Source organism: Dysgonomonas sp. Marseille-P4677, from assembly GCF_016652235.1.
Taxonomy (GTDB): domain Bacteria; phylum Bacteroidota; class Bacteroidia; order Bacteroidales; family Dysgonomonadaceae; genus Dysgonomonas.
Map to the genome: position 1 here is coordinate 1 of NZ_JAEPKU010000136.1, position 11,895 is coordinate 11,895.

The 11,895-nt window shown below is 35.9% G+C and carries 10 protein-coding genes; 9 read left to right on the top strand and 1 reads right to left on the bottom strand.

The genetic code is table 11. The annotated features are described in order from the left end of the window. The 7 genes from JGH11_RS16725 to JGH11_RS16755 all read left to right on the top strand — a co-directional run. Positions 1-1,430, top strand: a 1,430-nt coding sequence (locus tag JGH11_RS16725; RefSeq protein ID WP_201113723.1) for an MBOAT family protein, incomplete at its 5' end; no start/stop codon positions are given. A gap of 6 nt (positions 1,431-1,436) precedes the next feature. Beyond that, on the top strand, positions 1,437-2,531 hold the full coding sequence (locus JGH11_RS16730) for a hypothetical protein (protein ID WP_201113724.1): 1,095 nt from the start codon (positions 1,437-1,439) through the stop codon (positions 2,529-2,531). A 7-nt stretch (positions 2,532-2,538) separates the two neighbouring features. Next, positions 2,539-3,600, top strand: coding sequence for a glycosyltransferase family 1 protein (locus tag JGH11_RS16735; protein WP_201113725.1), 1,062 nt, complete (start codon positions 2,539-2,541; stop codon positions 3,598-3,600). Between the two features lie 283 nt (positions 3,601-3,883). Next, positions 3,884-4,582, top strand: a complete 699-nt coding sequence (locus JGH11_RS16740) for a succinate dehydrogenase cytochrome b subunit (protein ID WP_201113726.1) — start codon at positions 3,884-3,886, stop codon at positions 4,580-4,582. A 46-nt stretch (positions 4,583-4,628) separates the two neighbouring features. Beyond that, a complete protein-coding gene (locus tag JGH11_RS16745) occupies positions 4,629-6,602 on the top strand; it encodes a fumarate reductase/succinate dehydrogenase flavoprotein subunit (protein WP_201113728.1) in 1,974 nt (657 codons plus the stop codon). A gap of 19 nt (positions 6,603-6,621) precedes the next feature. After that, positions 6,622-7,377, top strand: a complete 756-nt coding sequence (locus tag JGH11_RS16750) for a succinate dehydrogenase/fumarate reductase iron-sulfur subunit (protein WP_201113730.1) — start codon at positions 6,622-6,624, stop codon at positions 7,375-7,377. 366 nt (positions 7,378-7,743) lie between these two features. Further along, positions 7,744-8,745 carry a putative 2-dehydropantoate 2-reductase gene (locus tag JGH11_RS16755; protein ID WP_236264064.1) on the top strand — a complete coding sequence of 334 codons (1,002 nt, stop codon included), beginning with the start codon at positions 7,744-7,746 and terminating at the stop codon, positions 8,743-8,745. A 96-nt stretch (positions 8,746-8,841) separates the two neighbouring features. Here the strand turns inward: JGH11_RS16755 and JGH11_RS16760 are convergent, their stop codons facing one another. Further along, on the bottom strand, positions 8,842-9,516 hold the full coding sequence (locus JGH11_RS16760) for an OmpA family protein (RefSeq protein WP_201113734.1): 675 nt from the start codon (positions 9,514-9,516) through the stop codon (positions 8,842-8,844). A 275-nt stretch (positions 9,517-9,791) separates the two neighbouring features. On the opposite strand from JGH11_RS16760, the gene JGH11_RS16765 reads away from it, so the two are divergent. Together JGH11_RS16765 and JGH11_RS16770 are read left to right on the top strand one after the other, a co-directional pair. Beyond that, positions 9,792-11,243, top strand: a complete 1,452-nt coding sequence (locus JGH11_RS16765) for an ATP-binding cassette domain-containing protein (protein WP_201113743.1) — start codon at positions 9,792-9,794, stop codon at positions 11,241-11,243. Positions 11,244-11,328: 85 nt separating this feature from the next. After that, on the top strand, positions 11,329-11,844 hold the full coding sequence (locus JGH11_RS16770; RefSeq protein WP_201113745.1) for a hypothetical protein: 516 nt from the start codon (positions 11,329-11,331) through the stop codon (positions 11,842-11,844). Positions 11,845-11,895: the final 51 nt, after the last annotated feature.

Genomic DNA, 11,895 nt, shown 5'->3' on the forward strand with positions numbered 1-11,895 from the left:
TATTTTCTACATATATTTTCACTTTTGTTTTTCTGCCTATAGTGCTGTTGTTGTATTTTGGGATGTCGCGCTATGTGTCACGAAAAGTACAGCATGTATTTCTTATATTGGCATCTCTTGTCTTTTATGGATATAACCATATCTCTTATGTTTGGCTCATACTTATATCTGTAGCGGTTAACTATATATTGGCAACTGGGGTTCAGAATGCCTCCAAGCCTATTGGGAAAAAGGTAGCATTTACATTAGGGGTATTATTTAATGTCTGTTTGCTTGGGTACTACAAATATTATAATTTTTTTTTAGATAATATAAATGATGTATTCGATACTCATTTTGTGCTCAAACATATTATACTGCCTTTGGGTATAAGTTTCTTTACTTTCCAGCAAATAGCTTTCCTTATCAGTGTGAACAAGAAAGAGGAGAAAGTTCCCGGTCTATTAGATTATACATTATTTATAACATTTTTCCCCCAATTAGTAGCCGGGCCAATTGTTTTTTCACAAGATGTCATGTCCCAGTATCAGGATGATAAAAATCGTTTTTTCGATATTAATAACTTCTCTCAGGGGCTTTTTATTTTTATAATTGGACTTTTTAAGAAAGCTGTTGTTGCAGATACACTCAATATCTTTTCAGCCAATGCCTTCTTTGATCCTGATTCATTATCCTTTGGTAGTGCATGGCTGGGTTCATTAGCCTATACATTTCAATTGTTTTTTGATTTCAGCGGATATTCCGATATGGCTATAGGATTGGCTAAAATGATGAATATAGAGTTGCCTGTCAATTTTTACTCTCCTTATAAATCGAAAAGTATTACTGAATTCTGGAAGCGTTGGCATATAACACTTGGCCGATCATTGTTCGTTCTCATATATATACCACTTGGGGGGAACCGAAAAGGATTACCTCGCACCTGCTTTAATTTGTTTGCTGTGTTTTTTGTAAGTGGCCTTTGGCATGGAGCTGCCTGGACCTATGTTATATGGGGTTCCTTACATGGTGTTGTACGTGTGTTTGAGAAGCTTTTTGATAAACAGTTAAATAAGATACCGGATTTGATAAGAATCTTCTTTACTTTCTTGTTTGTCAGTTCAGCTCTAGTGTTATTCCGTTCTCAAACAGTAAAGGAAGCTCTGATAATGTTAAAGAAAATGTATATGCCCGATACGATTTCTTTTGAAGGAATAAGCCATTTAGCTTTCAATACAAATCTAACTTATCCTGATTTGGCGCAGGTTATATTTGTTGTCGGTGTACTTCTTGTTGTAGCATATCTTGTATTTTTCTTTCCCAAGAATAGCATAGATCTTTATAACGAGTTTAAGCCTAAACCTAAGGTTGCAGTTGCTATGGCTGTACTGTTCTCCTTCGCTGTTATTCACTTTTCGAAGGTAGGGGCTTTTATATATTTCAATTTCTAAGTGACTATGAATTTGTTAGAGAAAAAATATAATGTAGGTCGATTTTTGAAAATATTTGTAGTAGCAGCTATTGCAAGTATGTTTCTAATAGGGCTGACAACGTATATTGTCGACCCGTTTTTACAATTTAGAGTAAATCCTGAAAATAAATATATACTGAATCCTCGTTTTGTGAATGGTGGGTTGGCCAAAAATTATAATTATAATACAGCAATTATAGGATCCTCCATGATACAAAGCTTTGATGTATCTACCCTTCGCAATAATTATACAGGACTGGAGCCGGTTAAGCTTTCCTCGGGAGGCATGAATCTGGCCGAAATGGAGCTGCTGTATTCTATAGTATGTGAAAAGGGAACTAAGAATATAATACTTAATATAGATATGCCTTTCTTCAATCAGGCAGGAGTCGTATCTCGTTACCCTAAATATTTATATGAAGACGGAGTAATGAATAAATTGAAATATCTGTTTGGTTATGAGGCTGTAGTACAATATTTGCCAGCGGATTTGGGGGTATCTCTTTACTTCAAATGGAAAAAGGATGATATTTCTCCTATATATGTAGCAAAAACAAGTATAGATAAGATTGGTACAGAGGATTTTGCGAAGACTTATAATGCTGATTTCGTTAAAAATAGCTACTTGTCAGGAAATTCAGTATTGTACCAACACACGGATGGGATGGAGGAACGTATGAAGAATAGTCTGGAATCTTTTGTTTCCGGATTGGAAATAGAAAAACACAAGGATGTTTCCTATACGTTTATGTTTCCGTCTTATTCTGCTTTATATTGGTATCATACTCGTAAGCATAACTATTATAATCAGTTTTTAAACTTTGTATCCGATTTTACTAAAGCGGTTGAAAATTATGATAATGTACGTATAATATCTTTCTTAGATAGGCCTGAAATCACTGATCTGAACTATTATGGAGATATAACCCATTTCAGTCCGGCTTTGGCTGACAGTATTATGACAAATATGTTTAATCCTAAATATGAGATCAATTCTTCAAATATTCATGCTATGAGATATCGGGTAGACAGCCTTGTCGATTCGTATATAGCGGAAAATAAGAATTGGTTGCCAAAATAATCACTATATGTTTGTAGTAAACGGGAGATATCTAACACAGAAAGCCACAGGGGTTCATCGTTATGCATTTGAGATCTGCAACAAACTGCATGAGATGGGAGTTGACTTCCACGTTGCTATTCCACAGGAAATTCATCCAGATTATAAATTTAGTTTCAAAACAATAAGATGTGGTTCTCTTAAGACTCATCTTTGGGAACAGATATCATTGCCCCGTTACCTTAAAAGTATAGGAAACCCTTTACTTATAAGCTTTACCGGTTGTGGTCCTTTAAGTTATGATAATCAGATAATGACCATCCATGATGTATCGCACGAGCGTTATCCTGAATGGTTTTCGAAAAACTATTATCGTTTTTACCATTTTATGATGCCCCGCATTGGAAAAAAGGCTCATGTGGTATTGACGGTAAGTGAATTTTCGAAAAATGAGATTGTAGATACATTAGGTATAAGCGCCGAAAAAATACACATAGTGCATAGTAATGTACCTTTCCATAACAAACCTTCAACGGAAGATATTCTTAGCTACCAGCCTGATTCCAAAGGAGAAAAATATATTGTTGCAGTTTCTTCCATGGATCCTCGTAAAAATTTCATTCGTTTGGTAGATGCATTCAATAAGATAGAAGATAAAACAATTAAGTTATATATTATTGGAATGTCGTTTAAGGCATTTAATACGCCCGATTTGAAAAAGATGGTCGGAGAAAATATATATCTTCCGGGATATATTTCAGACGATGAGCTACAAAAAATGTATCAGAATGCTTTATTGTCAGTGTATCCGTCATTATACGAAGGGTTTGGGCTTCCTCCACTGGAATCAATGACTTATGGTTGCCCTGTTATTAATTCCGATATACCCGCATTGAGAGAAGTAAGTGGAGATGCAGCGCTCTATGTAAACCCTTATGACGAGAACGATATGACCATGAAAATAGAGCAATTACTCAAAAATGATATGCTGCGGCACGAGCTTTGTGTGAAGGGTTTGGAGCAAGTGAAAAAGTATTCATGGAGTAAATCTGCCGAACAAGTATATGAATTAGCCCAAAGATATTTTTAAGAAGTATCGAATACTATTAAAATCTTGTTTTGATAATATTTATAATCTCAAGTTTATACTTTTTAATTTTTTTAATCCTCTAATATATCTGAATCCAAGGCTTATCTATTTTATATTGAAGCTACATTTTGGTTTAAAAAGGTGTCATATTCCCTTTGAAAATCCCTTTATTTAATCTACTTTTGCAATACAATAGAAAAAAGCAATTACATATGGTTATTTTCTATAATTATCAGCTAAAAACAATTAACTATTCTAAATAACTAAAAAACAAATTTAATTTATGAGTTGGTTACTTAATTCTTCTATTGGTAAGAAGTTGATAATGAGTATCACAGGTATCGCTCTTATCTTGTTTTTGCTGTTTCATGCTTCAATGAATGTGACAGCTGTGTTTTCCGAGGATGCCTATAATACCATTTGTGCATTGTTGGGAGCTAACTGGTATGCTGTGGCAGGTACTATCGCTTTAGGAGCGCTTGTGGCTATTCACTTCATATACGCGCTTATCCTTACTTTGCAGAATCGTAAGGCTCGTGGAAATGATGCTTATGCTGTAAATGTACGACCTAAAAATGTAGAATGGGCTTCACAAAACATGTTTGTACTAGGTGTAATCGTTATTGGTTTCATGGTACTTCACTTTAGCCAATTCTGGTATAAGATGATGTTTACCGAACTGATAGGACATCACGAAGTTGCCTTAGGAGGTGAAATGGTTTCTCCTCAAGACGGAGCTGCTTTTATCAAGTACTATTTTAGTCAAACTTGGGTTGTTGTTGCATATCTGATTTGGTATGTTGCATTATGGTTTCACCTATCTCACGGTTTTTGGAGTGCCATTCAGACTATTGGATGGAACAATCATGTTTGGATGAATCGTTGGAAAGTGATTAGTCAGGTCGCTGCAACTGTTATTTGTCTGGCATTTGCTTTTGTGACAATTTACTTTTATGCAAGACATATGCTTTGCCCTTTTTAAAAGTAGATGCTGATTATTTTTGTTAAAGATTAAAAGAAAAACAGATATGAGTAATATACTAGATCCAAAAAAAGATTCAAAAATACCTGAAGGACCATTGGCAGAAAAATGGACCAATTATAAGGCTCATCAGAAATTGGTGAATCCCGCTAATAAACGTCGTCTCGATGTTATTGTTGTGGGTACAGGTCTTGCAGGAGCATCAGCGGCCGCATCTCTTGGCGAAATGGGCTTCAATGTGCTGAATTTCTGTATTCAGGACTCACCTCGTCGTGCGCACTCGATTGCTGCTCAGGGAGGTATCAATGCTGCAAAGAATTATCAAAATGATGGTGACTCGGTTTACCGTCTATTCTATGATACTATTAAAGGTGGTGACTATCGTGCTCGTGAGGCAAACGTTTATCGTCTTGCTGAAGTAGCGAATAGCATTATCGACCAATGTGTGGCTCAAGGAGTTCCTTTTGCTCGCGAATACGGTGGCTTACTCGATAACCGTTCTTTCGGTGGAGCTCAGGTTTCCCGTACATTTTATGCTAAAGGTCAGACCGGACAGCAATTATTGTTAGGTGCTTACTCTGCTTTAAGCCGTCAGGTACACAAAGGAAGCGTAAAGCTTTATACACGCTACGAAATGGTTGATGTTGTTCTTATCAAAGATAAAGACGGCGTTGAACGTGCTCGTGGTATTATTGCTCGTAACTTAGTTACAGGTGAGCTGGAACGTTTTGCTGCACATGCCGTAGTTATTGCAACCGGCGGATATGGAAATGCATTCTTCCTTTCCACAAACGCTATGGGGTCGAATGGTTCGGCTGCTATTCAGGCTTACAAAAAAGGAGCTTATTTTGCGAATCCTTGCTTTGCTCAGATTCACCCGACTTGTATTCCTGTACATGGCGAATTCCAGTCTAAGTTGACTCTTATGTCGGAATCGCTTCGTAACGATGGCCGTATCTGGGTTCCTAAAAAGAAAGAAGATGCAGAGGCTATACGTGCCGGAAAGTTGAAACCAACTCAGATTAAAGAAGAAGATAGAGATTATTATTTGGAAAGACGTTATCCTGCCTTTGGTAACCTTGTACCTCGGGACGTGGCTTCACGTGCGGCTAAGGAAAGATGTGATGCAGGTTATGGCGTAGGTTCTACTGGCCTTGCGGTTTATCTTGATTTTGCAGATGCAATAAACCGTTTGGGGAAAGATACAGTTGAGGCTAAATATGGAAACTTATTCCAAATGTATGATAAAATAGTAGATGAGAATCCATATGAAACACCGATGATGATTTACCCTGCTATTCACTACACTATGGGTGGTATTTGGGTAGATTATGAGTTGATGACTTCTATCAAAGGATTGTTTGCTCTTGGAGAAGCTAACTTCTCAGATCACGGAGCTAACCGTCTTGGAGCATCTGCTTTGATGCAAGGTTTGGCCGATGGATATTTCGTACTGCCATATACAATCCAAAACTACCTGGCCGATCAGATTTCAGTTCCTCGTTTCAGTACAGATCTTCCGGAGTTTGCTCAAACAGAGAATGAGCTTAAAGAGAAAATTGCCAAACTGATGGGTATCAAGGGGCAACGTTCGGTAGATTCTATACATAAAGAATTGGGCTTGATCATGTGGGATTTTGTAGGAATGGGACGTACTAAAGAGTCTTTGGAAACAGCTATCGAAAAACTGAAGGCTGTTAAGAAAGAATTCTGGTCGAACGTACGTATTCCGGGTGAAGCAAATGACTTGAACACTGAATTAGAAAAGGCATTACGCTTAGCTGATTTTATAGAAATAGGCTTGTTAATGGCATATGATGGATTGAATCGTAATGAGTCTTGTGGAGGTCACTTCCGTGAAGAGTATCAAACTCCGGAAGGTGAGGCTATGCGTGATGATGAACATTATTCTTATGTTGCCTGCTGGAAATATGAGGGAGAAGAAAAAGCTCCTGAGCTTATCAAAGAACCTCTTGACTATGAATTTGTAGTTAGACAACAAAGAAATTATAAGGCATAACTTGTAACTCAGAAAAACGATGGAAAAATTAATCAATATAACATTAAAAGTTTGGCGTCAAAGAGGTCCTAAAGTAAAAGGAGCTTATGAGACATTTCCACTTAATGGTATTTCTACAGAAAGTTCATTTCTTGAAATGCTGGATATTTTGAACGAAAAATTAATAAATGAAGGCAAAGAACCTGTAGTGTTTGATCACGATTGTCGTGAAGGTATCTGCGGTATGTGTAGCCTTTATATTAATGGTCATCCGCATGGTCCTGATGAAGATATTACGACTTGTCAATTACATATGCGTAAATTTAAGGATGGCGAAACTATTACTATTGAGCCTTGGCGTTCAGCCGGATTCCCGGTTATTCGCGACTTGATGGTAGATCGTACAGCTTTCGATAAGATTATGCAGGCAGGTGGATATGTAAACGTTAATACCGGTGGTATTCCTGATGCAAATGCTATACCTATTCCTAAAACTGATGCTGATGAGGCTATGGATGCTGCATCTTGTATTGGTTGTGGTGCTTGTGTGGCTGCATGTAAAAACGGATCGGCCATGTTGTTTGTTTCGGCAAAGGTTAGCCAATTGGCTCTGCTTCCTCAAGGACGTGTAGAGGCTTCTCGTCGTGCTAAAGCAATGGTATCGAAAATGGATGAACTGGGCTTTGGTAACTGTACAAATACTCAAGCTTGTGAGGTGCAATGTCCGAAGAATGTTTCGATCACGAATATTGCTCGCATGAATCGTGAGTTCTTAAAAGCTAAGTTTAAAGACTAAAAAATAGGATTTAAATATGAAAGCGGCTATCTTAGGGTAGCCGCTTTTTTGTTTATATATTTGTTTATTGTTTATCTATACATAAACGAAGAGCTAATTTGAAGAAATCAAAAGTGACATAAAAAAACGTATTAAAAACTGTTACTTTTGTCACCTTTTATAAAATGAATAAAGAGTAAGTTTTTTATTAGCTAATTAATAAAGTTATGTCTAATAGAAAGAAAATTAAAACTAAAAAGAATACTTCAGAGAAAAAGGGCTATGAAAATGAAGAAAGATTGAGTTCCTTTATGATAATCCTTATTATATTATTTGTTATAATAGGTTTAGTGAGTACAATCTTATTCCATAGTGGAAGACCTGGTTATGACTATTATCCAGGTAGATGGTTTGATGATATACGTAGATATAAATAAAATATATATGTCTTTAAAATATGCAGTAATAGGTACGGGTGCCATCGGTGGATATTATGGCGGCCGTTTAGCCAATTCGGGTCAGGAGGTTCATTTTCTTCTTCATTCTGATTATGATTATGTAAAACAAAATGGATTACAGATAGACTCTGTTGAGGGAGATTTTCATCTTTCATCAGTTTTTGCATATAATAGAACCCTTGATATGCCGAAGTGTGATGTTGTTTTAGTCGCTTTGAAGTCAACTAATAACAGGTTGTTGAAAGATTTGTTGCCACCACTTTTACACGAAAATACTGTTGTAATTCTTATTCAAAACGGGCTGGGACTTGAAGCCGATTTACAAGAAGATTTTCCAACTCTAAGTATCGCTGGAGGATTGGCATTTATTTGTTCCAGTAAAATAGGAGCGGGGCATATAGGTCATTTTGATGAAGGTAGGCTGAACCTGGGTTCTTTCTCATGTTCAAATATAAAAATTCTAGAACAGGTATGCGCTGATTTAACAAACGCTGGAGTGGAAGCACAATTGTTGGAATTGGAGAAAGCTCGTTGGATGAAGCTTGTTTGGAATATTCCTTATAATGGCATGACAGTGGTTATGAATACTACCACAGATAGATTGATGGGTAATGAGCCTATGGTAGACCTCTTGCGTGAGATTATGATTGAAGTAGTACAAGCAGCCAATCAAATAGGACAAAATAAGTTTTCTATCCCTGAAAGCTATGTCGATAGTATTCTTGAAACGACTCGCCATATGACACCTTATTCTCCAAGTATGAAGTTGGATTATGATTTTTGTCGTCCCTTAGAGATTGAATATATTTATACACGTCCTGTAGTGGAAGCCGCAAGATATGGATATAATATGTTTCATGTGTCGATGTTGGAAAAGCAATTGCAATATATTCAAGCACAATATTTAACAAGAAAGCGCGAAGAAAGATAATTTCAAAGGTCGATTTATATTTATTAATAGCTAAAAAAGGAGGGGGGTAATAGCTATTACCCCCCTCCTTTTTTTATTTTCGATATCTCCTTATATTTATGGATTGATTAAGAATAATACAGCACGATTTTTGTCATTATCGAACTCGAAAGGTTGCAATCCGTCTCCTTTCCAGTTAACTGAAATTCTATTTTTGCTAATTCCGTATTTTTCTTCAAGAGCTTTAGCTACAGCATTTGAACGTTGTTCAGATAAACGTAAGTTTATTTTTGCACTACCAGTTTTCTTATCGGCATACCCGGTTACAACAACTGTCGCTCCAGGGTTCTTAGTTAAATGGTCGACAGCTAATTCTATTTTAGCCCATTCCGAGTTATCAATAACAGATTTATTGATACGGAAGAAAACAGGATCCGGTAGGAAGAATGGTTTTGCCTTAACTGGAGTTTCCGGAGTTACTGTAGGTGCTATAGTAGGTGGGGTTGTTACTATAGATGGCGTTTCAGGTCTTGGAGCCGGAGCCAATATATCCGGACAGTCGAAATATTTTCTACGTTTAGCCATATTTGATTGGCTAACACTTAATTGTTGAGCGCTTCTTTTTACTACAATTATTTCTTCACCGCTATTTAGTTGGAGTAGAACAGAGTCTCTTGATGTACCACAAGTACTGCATCGTTCTTGTTTGTTTGCTGTTTTTATATCCTGAGCGTTGAGAGAAAGGGAAAGAACCCCAGCTAGAATCGGCAATAATAAAAATTTGATCTTCATAATTTCCTTATTGGTGTTAAGGTAATACTTGTTTGTTTTGTTTGAGTAAGTTTTTAGTCTCTATCAGAATACAAATTTATACAATATTCTTATATTATTTTAGCTTTTCAGTAAAAAGATTGCTTTTTATTTTAAAGAATGAGCTATTTCAGCTTATTAGGTATTCTAAATCATAGAAATGTATGATTATTTGTGGAAGGATTATTTCGAATTTGAAAAATGAGAAAGTCTAAATTTAATTACTTTTGTGTTTGTGCAAATTATAAGATGATAAGGTGGATGTAATTATAGAAATATCAGAAGCAGTTCCCCGTCAGGAACATGTACAATTTAAGAGGCCGGTAAATTTTCAAATTAGAGAAGGTCAACATTGGGCTATAATAGGTGCAAATGGTAGTGGAAAGACTCAGTTTGTTGATTTACTACTCGGTAAATATGCCTTAAAGAATGGAGTAGTTGTTTCAAAAAACTCAGATGGGGATGCTCTGCCAATTTCTGCAATTGTAAAGAGTGTTGCTTTTCGAGATATATATAGTATCATGGATACTCAGAATAGTTATTATCAGCAGCGATGGAATAAAGGGGACGATCAAGACTTACCAATCGTTCGGGATTTAGTCGATTATGCTGATAAGAAATGGTTGAATACTTTGTTGAATTGGTTTGGTATATCTGAACTAATGGATAAAGAGGTAACGAGTTTGTCTAGTGGTGAACTTCGTAAATTTCTTATTGTTAAATCTTTAATAGAGAAGCCTCGTGTGTTGATCTTGGACAATCCTTTTATAGGCCTCGATGCTTCCTCCCGTATAACATTAAATGAATTGTTAGTCCGATTGTCTGAATTAGATGGTTTGCAGATAGTTCTTGTTTTACCTAATGTTAAAGACATTCCAGATGTAATAACGCATGTGCTACCATTAAAGAATAAAGAATTATTACCTGTAATACCTCTATTTGATTTTAAAAGAGATACCGAATTGATAAATTATTTGTTTGAAAAGAGGGAAGGGCTTCATGTCAATTTGCTGAAAGATAAGTTGAGACAGGAATCTTCATCTTTCAACAATTCGGCAGTATTAAAAAATATAGAGGTTCGCTATGGCAAGCGAACTATTTTAAGGGATCTGAGTTGGACGGTTTCCAAAGGAGATAAATGGGCTTTATTGGGGGCAAACGGTGCGGGAAAGTCGACCTTATTGAGTTTAATATGTGGTGATAATCCTCAAGCATATGCTAATGATATAACTTTGTTTGATAAAAAAAGAGGTACCGGCGAGAGTATCTGGGATATTAAGCGGCGTATAGGCTATATTTCACCCGAAATGCACTTGTATTATCTCAAGAATGTAAAAAGCCTTGATGTTGTGGGGTCTGGCTTCTTCGATACTATAGGTTTATATCGAAAATGTGATTCCGATCAGGAGTTAATAGCATTGGCATGGATGGAAATATTTGGCGTAAGCCATTTAAAAGATATATCTTTTCTTCATATTTCTTCGGGAGAACAGCGTCTTGTTTTATTGGCTCGTGTTTTTGTGAAGAATCCGGACTTATTGATTTTGGATGAGCCTTTACATGGACTTGATGCTTTTAATAAAAACCGAGTGAAGAAAATTATAGAAGATTTTTGTGATGTAAACAAATCTTTAATATACGTAACCCACTATGAGGATGAGATACCAAATGTTGTAGACAAGCGTTTGGTTTTACTGAAAAATGGATGAAGAGTAGAATTGGATTTTTCTTATCGTTTAAACTTAAGAATAATAATATTGTTTAAATATTAAATCGTTTAATATCAATGGTACTATGAAGTGTATTATATATTTATTCCCTTTGTGGCTTGTTGTTTTAGTGGGATGTACTTCAAATATAAATAAGATACCTGATGTTCGAGGCTCGGCAAAGAGGGTAAATGCTGATAAACGTAATAATATTCGTCTTATTGAATTGAGAGATGTCGAAGATTACTTTTTTGTAGGTAAGGTTGATGATTCGAAAGTGTTTTTGCTTAATGAAGCTGATTTTGAGAGATATTTTCAACCGGCAAAAACGATGACTAATCGACCTACTGAGGTTGATTTTGATATGGAACGCATGGGCGCCATTGTTTTACCGGAGACTAAGAATAATACAAATATTCTCCTGGATAGTGCATATCTGAGTGGGCGTAAGTTGAATATTGTCTATTCTATCAACCAAGAGTCTGTAAAAAGATCTTTTTCAATAGTTCCATCTAAAGTTTTTACTTTTGAAGCCTCTCTCGATGTTGATTCTGTTGTTTTTCGTAATGGAAATGATATTTATAAATTTAGTATGAGATAATTCTTTTTTATTTTGTCATATATTAAGTTAATTGTTTGAAAATCTCTATAT

Coding starts and splice junctions, on each gene's coding strand:
- JGH11_RS16770 (WP_201113745.1), top strand. CDS start 11,329: ATGAAGTGTATTATATATTTATTCCCTTTGTGGCTTGTTGTTTTAGTG.
- JGH11_RS16750 (WP_201113730.1), top strand. CDS start 6,622: ATGGAAAAATTAATCAATATAACATTAAAAGTTTGGCGTCAAAGAGGT.
- JGH11_RS16755 (WP_236264064.1), top strand. CDS start 7,744: ATGACTATTATCCAGGTAGATGGTTTGATGATATACGTAGATATAAAT.
- JGH11_RS16730 (WP_201113724.1), top strand. CDS start 1,437: ATGAATTTGTTAGAGAAAAAATATAATGTAGGTCGATTTTTGAAAATA.
- JGH11_RS16745 (WP_201113728.1), top strand. CDS start 4,629: ATGAGTAATATACTAGATCCAAAAAAAGATTCAAAAATACCTGAAGGA.
- JGH11_RS16760 (WP_201113734.1), bottom strand. CDS start 9,516: ATGAAGATCAAATTTTTATTATTGCCGATTCTAGCTGGGGTTCTTTCC.
- JGH11_RS16740 (WP_201113726.1), top strand. CDS start 3,884: ATGAGTTGGTTACTTAATTCTTCTATTGGTAAGAAGTTGATAATGAGT.
- JGH11_RS16735 (WP_201113725.1), top strand. CDS start 2,539: ATGTTTGTAGTAAACGGGAGATATCTAACACAGAAAGCCACAGGGGTT.